Below are 18,470 nucleotides of genomic sequence, written 5' to 3'. Positions count from 1 at the left end.
CTAGGTACGCCGTCCATGAGCAGCGCCGATCTTCAGATGTGCCAGCCGATAAAGCAGCGTGCGCCGCGACACCCCTAACGTACGCGCTGCAAGGCTCCGGTTACCGCCGCTGTCGCGCAGACTCTCAAGCAGAACGCCACGCTCGAACTGCTCGATGCGTTCACGCAGTGAAAAACCAACCGGATGGCTTGTCGAATCGGCGGCCATGGGAAAGTGTTCCGGTCGCAACTCCCCGTCTTCGCATAACAACACTGCTCGCTCGACGAACCCCTTCAGCTCTCGAACGTTTCCAGGAAAGGCATATCCCGATAACGCACTCAATGCGGTTTCCGACCACTGCACAGGCTTTCGCTGTGAGTTCTGGCAAGCCTTGTCGGAGAAATGCCGGGCCAGTATTTCGATGTCTTCCACGCGATGACGTAGCGGAGGAAGTTCGATGGGGAACTGCGCCAAACGGTAATAGAGGTCTTCTCGAAAGCGCCCTTCGGCGACCAGTGTCGGTAGATGACGATGAGTAGCAGCGATGATTCGCACATCCACGTTGCGAACTTCATTGCCGCCCAGCGGGCGAATCTCGCCCTCCTGCAACACCCGCAAAAGCTTTGCTTGTAATTGCAGCGGCATATCGCCAATTTCGTCTAGTACCAGCGTGCCGCCATCAGCTTCGTCAAACAGGCCACGCCGATCACGGTCAGCGCCGGTAAACGCGCCTTTGCGATAACCAAAGAGTTCGCTTTCCAAAAGAGCTTCTGGAAAGGCAGCGCAATTCTGTACAACGAGCGCCTTGGAGCGACGAGGTCCGTGCTCGTGAATGGCACGAGACACTATCTCCTTGCCTGTCCCGGTCTCACCCGTCAGCAACACTGTGCAGGTGCTGTCGAGAATCTTGCTCAGAAGATGGGTGGTTCTTTCCAGGGCTGCGCTACGCCCTATGAGTCCAAAACGCCCTTCCGGTGAGATGCACCTGCGCGGATTAAGCTTCGCGCACACAGACCTGGGTGATGACTGCAGAACGGATAATCGGGAAATCACGAACGTTCCCAGCGCGCCTAGCGATTCTGCGTAGCATTCCAATTCTTCGGAGCGCCTGCTCGCACATATCAAGACCCCGACGGCTATCCGCTCATGATTGTGCAGCGGGACGCACAGCAGTGACGTCCACTCTTGCGCCCCTACCGGTAGGAAGCTGGTCCCGTGAAGACTGCTGCTGATTTCCGGCACGCTGACAACCCGGTTCTGAAGCAGAGAGAACTGCAGTAAAGGCTCGTCCCGGTAGTCTTTAAATGAAGTCGTTTTCTGATCAGGCTGAATGACACTGTCAACGACTTCAGTAACAAGGCAGAGGTGTTTGTGACGCGCATCGAGTAGAAACAACTGGCTTGCCTGACAGTCGCTGAGCTCCGCAGCAGAGAGTGCAAAATCATGCTGCAGCGACTGGCTATCGGCTGACCGGGAGAGAGCCGAGTACTGCGAAACCAATGTTTGGGCATAGCCTGATGGGTCGTGTAGCAAATGAAAGGACGAGGCCACCTTATTCGAACTCACAGACAACACCACCTGAGCTGTCGAGTGTTGCGTGAACCCTGACGACCCTGTCACCACGGCTCATGGCGTCGAGTAAACGGTCTGCTATCAAGGGGGTCAGACTGGACTCCAGTAACTGATCGATCAGCCGGGCGCCGCTGCCGTCTTGCGTACACTGTTCAAGCAGATGACAAACCAGATCATGCGAATAACTGAAGGTCAGACCACGGGATTCAAGTCTCTCGCCAAGACGAATCAGCTTTAGTTCGACCAGTTCACGCAGCGCAGCCCCCATGATCGGGTAATAAGGCACAACCCGCATTCTGGCCAGCAATGCCGGTTTGAAATGCGCGCTCAGTATCGGTTTCAGCCGGGTTTTCAGCTCTGTGACATCAGGTCGTCTGCCTTCGTGGCAACTTGCGTGGATCAGATCGGCACCCAGGTTGGAGGTCATCAGAATGAGTGTGTTACGGAAATCGATTTCCCGGCCCTCTCCATCGTTGGCCGTGCCTTTATCGAAAATCTGATAGAACAGATTAAGTACATCCGGATCAGCCTTCTCCACCTCATCAAGGAGAATGATCGAATAGGGTTTACATCGAACGGCATCGGTCAACATACCCCCTTCGCCATAACCGATGTAGCCCGGAGGGGCACCGATCAATCGGGAAACGGTATGCTTCTCCTGAAATTCGGACATGTTGATAGTCGTGAGAAAACGTTCGCCGCCATACAACAGATCAGCCAGAGCAATGGCTGTTTCCGTCTTGCCCACTCCGCTGGGTCCAACCAGAAGAAATACACCTGTCGGGGCGCCGGGTGCATTCAACCCCGCAGCCGATGCACGGACAGCCTTTTCAATGGTCAGCATCGCCTGCTCCTGACCACGGATGCGCATGCGCAGTTCTGAGGAAAAGCTGTTGATTGCCGGGCTGTGCTCCTGAGCAAGGCGCGATACGGGAATACCGGTCCAGCCACCCACTACTTCAGCTATCAGCCTGGGGCATACCTCAAAGCTCACGAGACGGTCGCTCATCTGAATATCGATCAGGGTCCGTCGAACCTGGGTCAACTCGGACTCAAGCGAACGTATGGACTCACTCTCACCCGCATCAGCCGACAGTGCTGTTCGTTCAGCCAGTTGCTTGCGCAGTTCCAGCAGACGCTCGACGGCTGCCCGTTGATCAGTCCATCTGAACTCCAGTGCTGCAGCCTCGCTCCGCATCAATGACAGATTGGAAGTCAGCGTATCCACTGCCTTGTCATCAACCGACATCCCGGCATTGGCATCACGCCGTATTGCCTCGAAATGCCTCTGCTGACGTGCCATCTCGCTTCGTAGATGTTCTAGACGCTCAGGTACGGCGATCAGACCGATTCGTGCGCGAGCGCAAGCTGTATCAAGCAGATCGATTGCCTTGTCCGGCAGCTGGCGCCCGGTGAGATAGCGCGCCGAAAGCCTGGCGGCCGCAACTACGGCATCATCGCGCAGATGCACACCGTGAGTACGTTCATATAGCGGAGCAAGCCCGCGCAGAATGGTGATGGCCTGCTCGACTGTCGGCTCCGGCACCCGGACCGGTTGAAAGCGACGTGCGAGCGCCGGATCCTTTTCAAAATATTGTCTGTACTCGGCCCACGTCGTCGCTGCAATGGTCCGCAATTCTCCGCGTGCCAACGCCGGCTTCAACAGATTGGCCGCGTCCGAACCACCCGCCTGCGCACCGTCGCCGATGAGTGTGTGGGCTTCATCGATGAAAAGAATAACTGGCCTGGACGAGGATTTGACCTCGTCAATCACGCCCTTCAAGCGACGCTCAAACTCGCCCTTGATACTGGCACCCGCCTGGAGCAGCCCCATATCCAGAGACAGTAATTCAACGTTTTCCAATAGATCGGGGACTTCACCGTGAACGATCTTAAGCGCCAGCCCTTCGACAACCGCAGTCTTGCCGACACCCGCCTCGCCCACCACTATGGGGTTGTTCTTGCGTCGACGAGACAGGATATCGATCATCTGACGCAGACAGTCATCACGGCACAGCACGGGATCAAGCAACCCATCCCTGGCCTGCTGCGTCAGATTATGAGTGAAGCGTTCGAGCAGCGAGTCACATTGCCTCACTGACGGTTTTGTTACGTCCGGCACTTGTTCGGCAAGGGCGTAATCACGAAAGCGCTCAATGTTGATCTTCGCCAATAATGGCTGGTATGGTCGTTCGGCATAGCGCAAAGGGTTACGCAACAAGGCAAGAATCAACGCAGCCTGATCAATCAGGCTTTGGCCCAGATCCAGATTGGCAATCAACAGCGCGTCCTGAAGCCATTGAACAAGTTCGGCAGAAAATGCCGGGCTCCGGGTAGCACTGTGTTCGATTGGCGGATGAAGAAAGCCTCCAAGTTCGTCGGCCCCAACCTCAGCGTCTACGAGCGCACGGGATAGCATTCCCTCAGGTCGTTCCAGCAGGGCAAGCAACAGGTCTTCGACCAGGATTTTACTACTGCCTCTCGAAACGCAGCGTTCGGCGCTTGCCTCCAGTTCTCCGCGTGTAGGCGCATCGAGGGCATTGACGAGTTGCTGCAAATCTACATCGATCATGAGTCGTCCTTAATGTATCGGTCTGTTGAGCGTGACCAGACCCTGCGCACGCTCGCGCCCGAGCCAGGTGGTCCAGCCCAGGTGACAGGTGTTCGACTGGCCAATGCGCAGTTCTCTGATGTCTTCATGGCACAGCTCAAGACAGACGTCGTAGTCCAGCGGGTCGCGCAACGTGAATCGCACAAGGGCGCCCAACGGACGGTAGCCAGAACCGACGGGTAAAAATTCGTGGAAACGTTCCCAGTCGAGCTGTTTCACATGGACGCGGAACTTGCCACTCCGGTCAGGCACCCGGCTACCCAGCACCGCAGTGCGCCCCAATCGGTGGTTGGTTTTTCCAAGGCAATTAAGCTGAGAGCAGCTGATCTCGACGGTTCGCTCAACACACTGCTCGATAAACAACTGTGCGTGCTTGAAGTAATAACGAAGCACAGACTCGATCAAGGCGGCCGAATGAGCGCGCAGGCTCAAAAGTCCTAGGTAGGGCAATAGCCGTTTCCAGTTCAATTCGGGAGTTTCGCGAATGCGCTGCCCGTGCAGGCCGATCAGTGCGAACAGCTGTTCGGAAAACGAATCTGTCGCGCCACGGGTAAACATGGCGTGATAGCGATACTTGCGCCATACGGGGAGCATTAACATCTGCAATCGACGATTAAAGATATCCAGAAAATCGCGAGTCACATTAGGCTTATCCCGCTCACCCAAGGCTTGTTCAGCATAAAAAGCGGGTAACGGTGAGCCGGAGCCGACCAGGCTCATCACATTTAGATCAAGTCGTACGTGCAACTGACCCTGCTCGTAAAAAAGCTCCATGCATTCAATATCACTGCCAGGAAATCCAAGACCCGGATTTGCCCGCAACTCGAGAAAATCATGAACGCGGCGCTCATCCGTACCTGGATGAATTTCAAGTAAAGTATTGAGAATCAGCGGTATCGCCTGATAAACAGAGTACCGCCGTATGTCCTGACTCAGATTGGCTAAAGCAGCGGTTGCATGCCCATGCGCGGTGCCCATTCGTATCCTCCACCTTGTGTGCTCTTTACATGCAGTTCGTGAAAGGAATTCAGGCTCGCATAGAGCGCAAAGAATTCGTTTAGGACGGAGGCGAACAAGAACAAACTGCCCTCTCCTGCAAAGCCGTCAGGTTCGACGGTCAACTCCGTCCTGACTCCCCTTACAGGCAGCCCGTCATGCAGGCAGTCGATATGTTGGTGACGAATGGACTTCAACCCGCCCAAGAGATGCTTGCTGACTTTCTCTGCCTGCGAATCGTAATACCGAGGCAAATCGTACGTTTCGAGAATCACTTTCAGTGCTTCGATATTTTCGAGCGACAAGTAGTTGAGCGACATGTTGCTGATCACACGCCAGAAAAAATCCCCGTCCATGGGTGGCGCAAATGTTTTTGTGGCAGGCGATATATTTCTGAAGCGCAAAAAGTCAGGGGTGCCTTCACATGGTTTACAGAGGCCTCCTGCCTTGATTTGCGACGGGAGGTCACCGTTAGTGCATGTCATCTCAATGGACATTGTCTCGTCAGTTCGCCCAGCTCGAAGACCGAAGCTTAAAAATGTATCGAGCCCTTTGTGCTGTATGGAAGTACGATGCCTCACGCTGTAGTAAGGCGAGTTACTATCCACATCGACCGCAGCGTCGTGTTCAAACGATTCAAAGGGTACGTAATTCTGATAGCCCAGCCCTCCAGGCTGCCAGCCAACAACCTTATCGACCGAGTACACACCACAACCGCCGTGTGCGTAATGCGCAGGAATGAGCAGATATTCGTCCTGCCGGGCATCCGCAAGAATGGGCAAGGCATCCTGTTTGAACAGGTTCACGACCGGCGTGCAGTAAAGCTTGATGTTTTCGAGGGTAGGGCGAAGGGGTTGCATGTCCTTCCCTTGCACATCAAAAACAAGCTGTAGCCCGCACGCGCGCTTCAGCAAATCGTCAGTCAATGAGTGAATGACATCTAAACCGAGAACATCGACAAAAAGAAACTTCTCAGGAAAAAAGAAATACTCTTGCAGGTAGCGATAGCCCCGAAAGGTATTTAGTGGGTAGGGAATCAACGACTCCTCTTCAGCGAAGCCTACAGGTTTCACGTGTTCCACAGGAATGATCAGTTCGATCGCTTTGCCTGAGGAGGTCAGTAACGGGTCGCCCGTCGCATCAAGAGGCAATAATGTGATGCCCTTGAGCTTCTGCATCATCGCGAAGTAAATGGCTTGGCTGATGCGACGCTCACCCGCCAGATGCAAACGCAACTGACTGAACTTTACCTCGCCTAAATGGCTGTCTCCATTCATCGCCAGACACAGCTTCAGCGTTGTCCCGCCCCCGCTTGACGAACAATAGAGGTGAGTCAGTTTCAACGGCAATACCTGAGTGGCAAAGCAGGTACGGAAATGGCACACCTGGTCATTCACTGGTTCGCTTTCTACAGGTGTTGCTCGCTCCACCACGAAACCCGGGCCGGAGCCGTCCAGAGCGTCAAACTGAAGCATGCTCACCGAGGGCAGAGGTCGAAGGTAATTGGGCCATAACAACTGCATGAGGGAGTGGGTCAGCTCAGGTAAGTCTTCATCCAGTTTTTGACGCAAACGGCCCGTCAGGAAAGCAACTCCCTCAAGTAAACGTTCTACGTCCGGGTCCTGGCCCGCCTGCCCTAAAAAAGGAGCCAACGCCGGATTACGCTCGGAAAACCGACGTCCAGACTCTCGAAGAGCCGTCAATTCTTCTTGATAATAGTGGTTAAATGACACCGTTCTTTCTACCTGGCCGGTCGTAAATCGATAATGAAAAATCTGGGTGTAAAACCGATAGATAATCGGCGCACCGCTTCGCGAGGGGAAAAACTTACTCAAACAATGCTTATTTTACCGTCGCCACCGAGCAGTGCAGAAAATCGAACAGACTTCTTTACACCAGCAATGTCCAGAGCCGCACCGATCGAGAATGTTCGCCTCAGCAGACAACTCTCGTGTTTTTCCACCGTTACGTGAACATCGAATAATCGTGGTTCATATGTACGAATCATCTTTTCGATGATCATGCGAGAGTACCTCAGCGTATCGTCAAGGCTGAGACCTCTATTGTTCAAGTCAGGCAAACCATAATCAGGCAACATCTTTACGCTACCGGCTCGCGTACCCAGCATCTTGGTCAGATGAGCCGATATCAACATCATTAACTGCTCTTCCCTGTCAAAAGACTGTTGTTTCAAGGTGTCACCTGCCAGGCGTTGAAAGAGGCTACCTTTTGGATTCATCATCAATCGATGATCTACTCTTTATCCATTTTGCCGACCAGCGACAGCGTAAAGTCAGCACCCATGTATTTAAAATGAGGACGAACATTTAGACTGACCCGGTACCAGCCGGGATCACCTTCAACATCACTGACAATGACCTGTGCCGCGCGCAGCGGTCGTCTGCCACGCACCTCTGAACTCGGATTCTCCTGATCGGCAACGTACTGACGTATCCATTTGTTAAGCTGACTCTCCAGGTCCGCTCGTTCTTTCCAGGAACCTATCTGCTCTCTCTGCAGCACCTTGAGGTAGTGCGCGAGGCGATTGACGATCATCATGTAGGGCAGTTGAGTGCCTAGCTTGTAATTAAGCTCGGCTATTTTCCCCTCTGGATTGTTGCCAAAAAACTTGGGCTTCTGTACTGAGCTGGCAGAAAAGAACGCCGCATTGTCACTGCCCTTGCGCATGGTCAATGCGATAAAGCCCTCTTCCGCCAGCTCGTATTCACGGCGGTCAGACACCAGTACCTCAGTCGGAATCTTGGTCTCGATTTCACCCATGCTGTGGAAGTGGTGCAAAGGCAGGTCATCAACAGCACCGCCGCTCAAAGGACCAATGATGTTGGGGCACCACCGAAATCTGGCGAAGCTGTCTGTCAGCTTGGTAGCAAATGCATAGGCCGTATTGCCCCACAGATAGTGCTCGTGGTCGTTCGAGACGTTTTCCTCATAGGCAAACGTCTTCACCGGATTTTCCTTAGGCTCGTAGGGGCTGCGTAAAAGAAAACGCGGTACTGTCAGTGCGAAATAACGGGCGTCTTCCCGCTGCCGAAAGCTTTGCCATTTGGCGAACTGCGGCCCTTCGAAGTGATCTTTCAGATCCTTTAGATCGGGCAGACCGGTGAACTGCTCAAGCCCGAAGAAATTCGGGCCTGCAGCCGCAATAAAAGGTGCATGCGCCATGCAGGCAACGCTTGAAACGTACTGCATGGTCTTCACATCGGGAGCGCTTGGCGAGAAGAAATAATTGGCAATGATCGCGCCCACGGGATTACCGCCGAACTGACCATATTCAGCGGTATACACATGTTTGTAGAGTCCCGACTGCACCACTTCAGGTGAGTCTTCAAAATCGTCCAGAAGATCTTGCTTGGAAATACTTAACAACTCGATTTTTATATTTTCGCGAAAATCGGTTCTATCAATCAGTAACTGTAGCCCGCGCCATGATGCTTCCAACGCCTGAAACTCTGCATGATGGATGATCTCGTCCATCTGGCGACTCAGCTTGACGTCAATCTCGGTAATCATTCGATCAACCAGCGCTTTCTTGACCGGCTCGTTGTTATTACGCGGTTTCAGCAGTTCTTCAATAAATGCAGCCACCCCTCGTTTGGCAATACCATAGGCGTCGTCACAAGGCTCTAATCGGGTATGCGCAATAATCTGGTCGAGAATTCCAAGGTGAAGTTCACTTGCATCGCGCTGCGGTATGGCTTTTGTGTTCATATCTTAATTCCTGACAATGGGTCCGATGTTACTGTTGCGCGGCGACATCCAGGCCAAGCTCATCCAGCACGGTCTTACGCGATGTTTCATCCGTAATGACCTGCTCGATGGCCTTACGAAAAGAAGGCATGTTCCCCAACGGCCCCTTGAGCGCCATGAGGGCGTTGCGCAGCTCCATCAACTTTTTAAGCTCAGGAATCTGTTCGACGAGACTGGCAGGGTTGAAGTCTTTCATTGAAGAGACCTTGATGCTGACAGTCAGCTCGTCAGCCCCGCTGTCAGCCTGCAAGCGGTCAGGTACATTCAGTACCAGCTCAAGCTCCTGCTTCGCCAACACATCATCGAAATTGTTCTTGTCGATACTGATTGATTTACGGTCCTCAAGCTTTCGCTCGTCCGCGCGCTGTATGAAATCGCCAAGAACCAGCAACTTAAGTGGCAGTTCTATTTCTTCCTGCGCACCACCAACAGCAGGCTTGAACGTCACGTTGATCCGCTCTTTGGGCGCTACAGAGCCTTCTCTGGCCATTCCATTTCCCCTCAATTTATTAAACTGTACGTTAGCCATCAATAAATCTTTCAAGGTCGTGATGACATAACCTCTGGTAAATCACTTCTTTGCGCGCCGCGGCCTTGTCGTTCAGCGCCATTCGCTCATAACAGCTATATAACAACCGAGACACCTCGAGGAATATCGTGGGTTCCCATGCCGGGAGGCTTGCCGATTGAAGCTCCTGATCAAGATACTCAAGTTGAACCTTCGCCAACTCGTATTTTTTTGCATCGATACAGAGACGTGCGATGTACAGCTTGCAGAAAAATCGCTCTCGCCCGCCTTCCATACCGTTCAAGTGATCATTCACTAATTGCACAGCGGCTTTAAGCCCTTTTGTCTGCAAAACCGGCAGTGCGTCGTGGTACAGCGAATTTCGTTCTGAAGTGTCATGCTGACTTTCGCTGCCAGATGCATTTCCGACATGGACCTCGGTAGGCAGGATATAAGCGGCGATCCACTGTAATGTCTCCGTGTCTGCAAACGGCACACCGTCGTGAAAGCGAAGTTCAATAAGGTCTGGAATGCGCTTTAAAAGCAGAGCAAACTGAGCTTCTACTTCGCGCATTGCCGCTTCGCCCCCCAGGGCTTTCAGACAGTTCCAGACCATTCGCTGACCATCAAACCAAAAAGGCGACCCTGCAAGACTTGCCTCAACATCTACAATAAGGTCTGCGTAAAGACCCTGTTCGAATCGCTCTTGGTAATTGCTCAATTTGTCAACGGGCAACCTCCTTAACGGGGTTATTTTTTCACTGTTTCTTTCAGGAAGACTGTCCACTGCATACCAGGTCTGCGAGCGACCCAGGCGGAACGCTCGCGGGTCTGTAGTTTTTTGCTTAAGCCACCATCTACAAAGGCTGCGTACCGAGTGCTCTTGCACACTTAACGTCCGCTGGGCGTCTTTCTCGTTGTCGATGTAAGAGTCACTTGAAAATAACTGGACCGCAGCCTGCTTGACACGCTCCACCACCTTGACAGGCTCTTTCTCAACTTGCTCAGCGCGCTGAATCATACAGGCGAGCCGTCTTCTCAACGGCAGCAGCAACGGAGCATCACTTCCCAGATACAGATTAAATATCTCATCCAGGCCATCAAGCTGTCTGAGCAGTTGCTGGAATTCAAGAAGCTGGTGAGTAATGGAAATATCTTCTCCCAGCGCATTGTCGAGTTTTAGCAAGAGCCATTGCATGGCCGCTGAACGTGTTCGTAATTTTTGGGGATGAAATAGCAGCCAATGCTCTTTGCACAAATAATGAATCAATCCCAGCCCCGCAGATAATCCGCTAACAGACTCGCATTCATATAGAGCCCACGCCAGCCAGCTGGCGACGCGCAAGTCTTTAGACTGGTTTGAAAGAATATGTTCGCAGCCCTCTCTGATCCGCAGCCAGTCTACATTCACTTCCCCGAAAATGGCCTGTGCACCGCCCAACTCACGCTCCAAGGCTTCAAACGCCGTAGAAAAACGGATGTCTTCGCCTGCATAATCACCCATTGCGACAGGATGCCGGCCCAGATCCAGATATCGAATAGAGAGTTTGTCTTTATTGGCCACTGCCCATATTCCCACACGGCGCGCATTTCATTGTTGACGATTTTTCCAACCACTCATAAAGCCAGACAGACCTTATCGCCATGAAAACCAGCAAGCAAGGCGACACTTGGAAAATATTAAACTTTCGGAAAATTCTTACAAACAAACGAAGAAAATATGTAGGAAAGCATATAATTTATGTACCAAAATATTTAACAACCTAACTATCTATTGACCAAATACGCTGTTGCGTGCCCATCAGAACCCACAGATGTATTTTGCTTAAAACTTAACCACGAGAGGCCACTAAACGGCCAGCCATCTTGCCAACAGCACTGAAAAAATCCATGACCTCCCATACAACAAGGCCAAATATAAAATATGGATATTTTTGGATAGAGTCCTGGAAAGCTGCGCAAAAAAATGAAAATAGCGCGCAAAAACTTGCACAAATTACTCGAAAAAACTCACAACGAGCAGCACCCTCATATCCGTTCAAACGGCCAAACCAGCTGACAATACTGACTTAAGAGATACCTGGCACGTAACTTGTTATAGCGATGCTTCGACCTCCAAGCCGATTTGCTTGTGAGGCGCCACCGACTGTAAGGAAGGACGTTAATGCCTACACCCGCCTATATGACTGTCATAGACGCCAATCAGAAAATACTGACAGCAGGAGCTTTCACAACAGACTCTGTCGGCAACGTCTATCAGGAAGGCCATGAAGATGAAGCAATAATCCAGGCATTCAGCCATAACATTATTACACCCTGTGATCCTCAGTCAGGGCAGCCTACTGGCCAACGCATTCATGGTCCTGCGTGTGTCACGAAAATTTTCGACAAGACCTCGCCATTGCTTCTGGAGGCTCTTTGCTCAGGCTCAACACTAAGCAAAGTCGAAATCAAGTGGTACCGGACGTCTATCGATGGCAAGCAGGAACACTATTACACCACCACCCTAGAGGATGCGGTCATCGTCAACATCAGGTCCTACATGCACAACTGCCAGGATCCGAAGAACTCGCACTTTGGACACCTGGAGGACGTTCAATTCAGCTATCGCAAAATAACCTGGGACCACGTAAAGGCCACTACTACCGGGTCTGATGACTGGAGAAGTCCTAAGTCGGCATAACTACGCGGCCCCGGCGGTTCGACAGGATCGTCGGGGTTTTCATAAACCGGCTAGGCACGGTGGTCCATATGACGCTTAACCCCACTGATCGACCTTATTTCAGCCTGATCATCGACGGCCCTGAGCATGATTTTCAAATCCTTTCATTTACCGGCCATGAAGCTATCAATCAGCCCTTCTGTTTCAAGCTTGAGCTGGTCAGCGAGCGCGCATCGCTGAATCTCGAAAGCCTGCTGAATTGCCCCGCATTTCTGCAGTACACATCAAGGGGCAACGGCATTCATGGAGTGATCGATCAGGTTTCCCAAGGCGATTCCGGCAGGCGTCTTACGCACTACTCAGTCACCTTGCGACCGAATCTGGCAAGGCTCAGGCATCGTACCAATCAGCGTATTTTTCAGAATCGAACAGTAAAGGAGATTATTGAGCAGGTATTGAAAGAACATCACCTGATGGGCGATGCCTACAGCTTCCAGCTCGGTACGACTTACCCGGAGCGCGAATACTGTGTGCAGTATGGCGAGTCCGACCTGCACTTCATCCAGCGGCTTTGTGAAGAGGAAGGCCTGCACTATCACTTCAAACACAGCCACACAGCACATCAACTGGTATTTGGTGATGACCAGACCGTATTTCCGAAACTAAACCCGGTTATCTATAAGCCGGACAGCGGCCTGGTACCGGTTAAGTCGGTCATCAAGCGCTTCAGGTTGCGCCTGGAAATACGCACAAACAGCGTTACTCATCGCGATTATCACTTTGAAAAACCACTTCTGAAAATGGAAGGCACGGCATATGACGACGCCCGGCCGGAGCTGGAGCACTACGAATACCCGGGCGGCTTCACTCATCGGGATCGAGGAGCGCATCTGGCGAGCCGCGCACTTGAGCGCCATCGCCAGGATTACCGACTGGGCGATGGCCAAAGTGATCAACCCACCTTGGTCAGCGGCCATTTTCTACCTTTGCGCGAGCACCCCAACGAGGAATGGAACGACCTCTGGCTGTTGACCGAAGTCCGTCATGAGGGCCGCCAGCCGCAGGGGCTTGAGGAGTCTGCCCATGCATTACAGAACAAGGGGGACTTTCATCAGGGATATCGCAATACCTTTCTCGCTACACCGTGGCAAGCCTCGTATCGCCCTCCCCGGCATCATCCCAAGCCAAGAATATTCGGCAGCCAGACCGCTGTGGTCACCGGCCCGAAAGATCAGGAAATACACTGCGACCGGCACGGTCGGGTCAAAGTGCAGTTTCATTGGGATCGCGAGGGCCAGGCCAATGATCACAGCAGCTGCTGGATACGGGTTTCGTCCGGTTGGGCCGGTCATCACTACGGCAGCATGGTTATCCCGCGGATCGGTATGGAAGTACTGGTGACGTTCCTTGACGGCGACCCTGACCGTCCATTGGTCAGCGGCTGCCTGTACCACGCAGAGCACGTCCCGCCCTACGACCTGCCAGCACATCAGACGCGCAGTGTATTCAAGACCCTGAGCAGCCCCGGAGGCAATGGTTCCAACGAACTGCGTATTGAAGACCGTGCAGGCCAGGAGCAGATCTACATTCATGCCCAGCGCGACTGGGAGCAGAACATTGAGCATGAGCAGAAAATCCGGGTCGGTCATCATCGGCATGAGCGGATCGAAGGCAACAGCTACAGCGAGCTCAAGGCCGAGGAACATCAGACTGTGGATGGCGACCGGCTGACCGAGGTAAAAGCGAGCGATCACGTCACGGTGGGCGGAACCCGGCACATCAGAGTGGGTGATGGATTACTGGCCCACGCCGGACAGGAAATCCATCTCAAAGCCGGTAACAAACTGATCATCGAAGCGGGGCTGGAAATCACGCTCAATGCAGGCGGCTCCTTTATCAAGATCGATGCCAGTGGTGTGACCGCGACCGGGCCTCAGATAAAGCTCAATTCGGGGGGCAGCCCCGGAAACGGCTCTGGAGCCACCCCTCTACTTCCAGGTAATGCAGAGCGACCAGAAGCTGGCGAATCAGGTGACATGCTGATCTCCGCACAGCGACAGGCAATGATACGCAGCCCACTTTGTAGCCAATGCTCGCAAGCAACCGAAGAAACGAAAAAATGAATCAAGCCAATTATCTGTTGATTGACGGATTGCTGAGACCTGACGCCGTAAAGCAGCTATACCAGTGCGACGAGCCTATCGAGATCGCTCCGCTTTATCTCGGCACACGGTGGGCGGAGATCATGGATTTAGGCCCGGTACTTGTGCGCACGGCTCATCCCTCCGAACTCATTGCGCAGTGGCATCGACATCCTGAACAGCGTATCGACGCCTGCATTTTTTTCAGCAATGCGCCCTTGAAAATCGTCTCTGAACATTTGCAGCGTTTCCTGAATCCCTTTGATTATCTCGGTCATTCAAGCCTGCTGCGCTTCGCAGATCCGCTGGTGATGCACTACTGGCTATCGAGCTATGACCCTGAACATTTGAACTCGACGCTAGGCCCCATCGATCAACTCTGGGTTCAGTCACCCCTGCGCAGCTGGCAACAAAACCTCGATCCAGCGATCACGACATTTGTTAACGAACGTGCGCAAAAAGTCTCTCGGGCGCCTTTTTCTCTGGTGAGCGAACGTCAGTTGCAAGCCTTCGAAAGCTGCTATCGATGGCTCTTCGAGGAGCGCCTTTATGAATGGGTCAAAAAGCAGGATTCGCTGGCCTTTCTGAACCAGAGCGACGATCAGATCGAAATCTGGCTGAAGCGTGCTGTGGACAGCGCAATTGAATGGGGGCTGGTCAGCGAGTACGCACTGGCGACATGGGCCGACATCTGCCACGACTGGGGTCTTGGCTTTACGAGCTCGCCACAGGGCCACTACCAATCCTGGTGTGCTCAATACACCGAGCAACAGCGCTTGCCCCCGGAGCTCCGCGTAACCGTACTCGATGAATACCGTCAGAAAGTTCGTATAGACAGGGATGCAACGCATGACCGATAAATCCGGCACCCATACTCAACGACGTGCTGCAACGTTCGCCAAAACTCCCGCCACGGCCACCAGCCTGTGTCCCTTCCGCGGACCTGACGTCGCCATCGTGCCCGTGCGCTATGCGCTGGATCGCTCCCGCTACGATACCGCTCCCCAGAAGCTGAAACCGCTACTCAAGGGCAGCCGCTGGGCGGTGATGCCGAAGCTGAAAACACGCAGCTATACCCTCCGCCAGCTGTATGACGGCTACGTGTATGTCTACGACGAAACTGCCGAAACGTTGCATGAGTACGTGGTGTCAGCCGCCACTGGCAACCTGAGCCGTATTGTCTGGACCGATGCGCAGCTTGGCAGTGACCGGCGAAGCGGTGCCGACGATGGCAAACCCTTCCTGCTCTATCCGCGAAACAACCGGCTGCGCATCGCCTTTTCAGCGCAGCAGTGGACTTGGCGAATTTGCGAACACCTGCGCTCGAATCCGGCAAGCCGCGCTTCATGGATGAAAGCGCTGGATCTGAAACGCTACTGCATGACCATGGCCGAGCCGGATACCTTGCCATTGAACCGTATCGCCGAGGCGGTGGCGGACATCGATAAGGAGCATGTGGTTGACGATGGCCGCTTTGCAGACTCGGCGATTCCTACATCCAAGGCCTCCAGCGAAGAAACCCAGCCGTTGTTTTCGCCAATCGGCGCTGACGTTTTCTGGCAGGGCAGCGTTGAAGACCAGCACAGCTCACTGCTCATCGCCCTTGATGACCCGCTGGCCACTTTCAACGATCTGGGCATGCAACTGGCCGCCGATCAGGCCGCTTATCGCAACTGGCAAGCCGAGCACGAACACAAGATCCAGATCGCCCAGACGGTCACCGCACTGTGCGGCGCTGAAAGTGAACCGGAGAAATTGCCGACATCGGTGCGCGACAATGCGGCGCTCACCCATCAGTACCTGGGCGAGCTCGAAGCTTACTTCGAGCAGTGCATCCTTGAGGAAGCGCAGATCAGCAGCAGTAACGTTCCCGGCGATTTTCTGCTGATGCCGGACATGTTCAAGAGCTTGGAAATGCGCAAATCGATTGAAATGCGTTACGGCAGCGCGCCCTCCGACGAGGCCCTGCAAGCCTGGAAAGATCGCCACAAATGGCGGCGCGAGGTCGATCTGAGCGGTGCGCGCCAATACCTTCAGCAGCACCTGCCAACCGGCGACACACTGCTGCAACAGGTGCGTGACACGCAAAGCGACTTTCGGCAATGGTCGACCCATCTGGGCACGGAACCGCTCAAGCTGTTTGTCGACACCACACACCCTGAAAGCCTGCTTTATCTGCAAACGCTCATGCTTAACCTGCAGATCATCTACGCTCAGGACAACGCCGCCAGCGCCTGGCTCGCCGAGCAGGAGGCCAACGACAGCAGCCTGTTTGGCACCTTGCGCTACGGCTTCTCGCCGGCGCTCAAACACGCGCTGCATCAGGAGGCCAACGCGCTGCTGAACGGCCTTGGCGACGTGACCAACCTGGCCACCCGAATCGGCGAACTCAACGGCACGCTCAATCATCAGGGCTTTGCCGACAAGCCGTGGATGAAGGCGCTGAAACAACCCGTTCAGGACACCTTCAAAGCTCTCGGCCAACTGGCCAGCAGCGCAGGCAAGGCAACGTTCGAAAGTATCCTGCTGGCCTGGGTACCCATCGACAGCCGCCTGGCGGTGGGCAAGCAGCAGAACATCGTTGCACTGATACGCACGCTGTTGATAGGCCAGATCCTGCTCGATTCGAAGGCGCGTATCGCGATCGATCACAAGATGCTCGCGAAGCTGAAAAACTGGATCAGTGAGTGGCAGGTGCTCAACAAACAGATCAGCGATACCCGTCGCAGTTGGCTCTACCCCACCGCTTACAACCCCCGCAAAAGCATCGCCAGCCAACTGCGCGCGCTTGAGCAAAAGCTTCGCCTGCACGAACTGAGCATGCCCGCCCTGCTCGACTTTCAGAACAACCAGTACGCCAGGCAGTTGCAGGATGAGATTCGCCTGCACTTCCAGTCCGGCAAAGCCATCGCCAAAAACTGGCTGAGCACCGCCAGGCGCTGGCTCGATGGACTGGGAGGGATTGCCGGCTCGATCACCTGAAGCGTGATCATGCTCAACTTCATCAACACCGCCTTCACTTATCGCGACCTTACTCGGGATGGAGACTTCAGTGCCAAGGACATCGGCAAGGTGACGTATGGGTTGGGGTATAGCTTTAACTTGTTGATGGCGGTGTTTGTTGAAGCGCCGTGGCGCGTGATCAAGGAGGCCACGCCGGTGCTGATTGATGGCAGGAATGTCGGGATTCTTGACAGGTCGGCAGGGTACTGGAAAGCAAGGGGTAATGTTGCGTGGGGTGAGGCGATAAGTGGGTTCCGGGTTTCGATGGTGGCGATAGGGGCGTTTGGAGTAGCGGCGGCTACGTTAGAAATTTTTGATATACAGGATGATCTCACCAAGCTCAAAACAAACGAAGAGCAAATAGCGACTCAGATAAAAATCGCGTCAGTAGGCGTGATGGGGTTAGGCAGCGCGGCTCAACTTATTAGCGGTTTTTACCCATCGAGTTCTCTCACTGCATTCGCAATGGGCTCATGGTTTAGTGTTGTGCTGATGCTGACCGGCACGGTATATCTGTTATCCACAATGGCCTTGAATTATTTTAAGCAAGACAGTATAGGGTGGTGGTTGCGAAAATGTTCCTGGTCAAATTCGATAGCCTATAAATACCCGACGAACGCAGAAGGCCAATTTGAAGAAAAACGCGCTCTATTCACGATACAGCTTAGCCCTCAAATTTATGTAAAGAGCACCACGCGCGACAAAGATCATTATTTCGGCCGAGACAGCCCATACAGCGCTCCAGCGCAAGACGGCGCTGGCGTGCAGATTCTTTTCCCTGGTGCTCTGCGCGGGCAGTCAGTGCATTTCAACGTAATCAGCAGCAAACGTCCATGGGGCGTGCTTCCAGTAGAAGAAATAAAATCCCCCATACACGAGCCATTTCTGGACAGAGGACAGTTCAAGAGTGTTGATCAGTTTAAAACGCTTGCTAATAAACCCTTAGGCAACGCACACGAGGACTTTACATTTCCGCTTATGCCTCCTGCCGGTGAAGACGTGGTCTGGGAAACCTGGGTACCCCTTGAGGAAGGAGCAACGTATCTGGAGCTGCAAATATGGTACTCCGATGAACTGATAAATCCGGGCCCTGAGGATATCGGCTACCTATTTCAAGTCAAACTAAACAGCGAGGGCGAGACTAAAATGGATGGGCTTAGCACCACAGATCTGGAAGTAAAAGCGGCAAGTCGACTGGGCTCACTGACCCTTGAAATTGCGGAATGAAAA

The 18,470-nt window shown here is 53.4% G+C and carries 11 protein-coding genes and 1 pseudogene; 4 read left to right on the top strand and 8 right to left on the bottom strand.

The window, feature by feature from the left end:
* From PI739_RS17785 to tssA, 8 genes are all read right to left on the bottom strand, one after another.
* Positions 1-1,545: a sigma-54 interaction domain-containing protein gene (locus tag PI739_RS17785; protein WP_080377369.1), complete on the bottom strand. Its 1,545-nt coding sequence runs from the start codon at positions 1,543-1,545 to the stop codon at positions 1-3.
* Positions 1,532-4,123, bottom strand: a complete 2,592-nt coding sequence (tssH, locus tag PI739_RS17780) for a type VI secretion system ATPase TssH (RefSeq protein ID WP_054081529.1) — start codon at positions 4,121-4,123, stop codon at positions 1,532-1,534. Before tssH ends, PI739_RS17785 begins: the two co-directional genes overlap by 14 nt.
* A gap of 9 nt (positions 4,124-4,132) precedes the next feature.
* On the bottom strand, positions 4,133-5,140 hold the full coding sequence (tssG, locus tag PI739_RS17775; protein WP_054081530.1) for a type VI secretion system baseplate subunit TssG: 1,008 nt from the start codon (positions 5,138-5,140) through the stop codon (positions 4,133-4,135).
* Complete coding sequence (gene tssF, locus PI739_RS17770; RefSeq protein ID WP_054081536.1) at positions 5,104-6,891, bottom strand: type VI secretion system baseplate subunit TssF; 1,788 nt, start codon at positions 6,889-6,891, stop codon at positions 5,104-5,106. Before tssF ends, tssG begins: the two co-directional genes overlap by 37 nt.
* 98 nt (positions 6,892-6,989) lie before the next feature.
* The gene (tssE, locus tag PI739_RS17765) at positions 6,990-7,400 is read right to left on the bottom strand and encodes a type VI secretion system baseplate subunit TssE (RefSeq protein ID WP_080377370.1); all 411 of its coding nucleotides are present in this window, start codon (positions 7,398-7,400) and stop codon (positions 6,990-6,992) included.
* Positions 7,401-7,411: 11 nt separating this feature from the next.
* Positions 7,412-8,887, bottom strand: coding sequence for a type VI secretion system contractile sheath large subunit (tssC, locus tag PI739_RS17760; RefSeq protein ID WP_003434275.1), 1,476 nt, complete (start codon positions 8,885-8,887; stop codon positions 7,412-7,414).
* Positions 8,888-8,915: 28 nt separating this feature from the next.
* Positions 8,916-9,416, bottom strand: coding sequence for a type VI secretion system contractile sheath small subunit (gene tssB, locus PI739_RS17755; RefSeq protein ID WP_003434277.1), 501 nt, complete (start codon positions 9,414-9,416; stop codon positions 8,916-8,918).
* Between the two features lie 31 nt (positions 9,417-9,447).
* Positions 9,448-10,998, bottom strand: coding sequence for a type VI secretion system protein TssA (tssA, locus tag PI739_RS17750; protein WP_054081538.1), 1,551 nt, complete (start codon positions 10,996-10,998; stop codon positions 9,448-9,450).
* Between the two features lie 600 nt (positions 10,999-11,598).
* On the opposite strand from tssA, the gene PI739_RS17745 reads away from it, so the two are divergent.
* The 4 genes and pseudogenes from PI739_RS17745 (at position 11,599) to PI739_RS17730 (ending at position 18,467) form a co-directional block, all read left to right on the top strand.
* Complete coding sequence (locus PI739_RS17745) at positions 11,599-12,117, top strand: Hcp family type VI secretion system effector (RefSeq protein ID WP_003434281.1); 519 nt, start codon at positions 11,599-11,601, stop codon at positions 12,115-12,117.
* A gap of 68 nt (positions 12,118-12,185) precedes the next feature.
* On the top strand, positions 12,186-14,219 hold the full coding sequence (gene tssI / locus PI739_RS17740) for a type VI secretion system Vgr family protein (RefSeq protein ID WP_003369085.1): 2,034 nt from the start codon (positions 12,186-12,188) through the stop codon (positions 14,217-14,219).
* Positions 14,216-15,097 (top strand): DUF4123 domain-containing protein, encoded by an 882-nt coding sequence (locus PI739_RS17735; RefSeq protein ID WP_054081531.1) that lies wholly within the window; start codon positions 14,216-14,218, stop codon positions 15,095-15,097. Before tssI ends, PI739_RS17735 begins: the two co-directional genes overlap by 4 nt.
* Positions 15,087-18,467, top strand: a pseudogene (locus PI739_RS17730) (toxin VasX). The gene PI739_RS17735 and the pseudogene PI739_RS17730 overlap by 11 nt, the downstream one beginning before the upstream one ends.
* Positions 18,468-18,470 lie beyond the last annotated feature (3 nt).

The organism is Pseudomonas cerasi (assembly GCF_027983475.1).
GTDB lineage: Bacteria > Pseudomonadota > Gammaproteobacteria > Pseudomonadales > Pseudomonadaceae > Aquipseudomonas > Aquipseudomonas cerasi.
The sequence above is the reverse complement of the archived record's forward strand: the minus strand, read 5'-3'. Positions and strand labels throughout refer to the sequence as shown.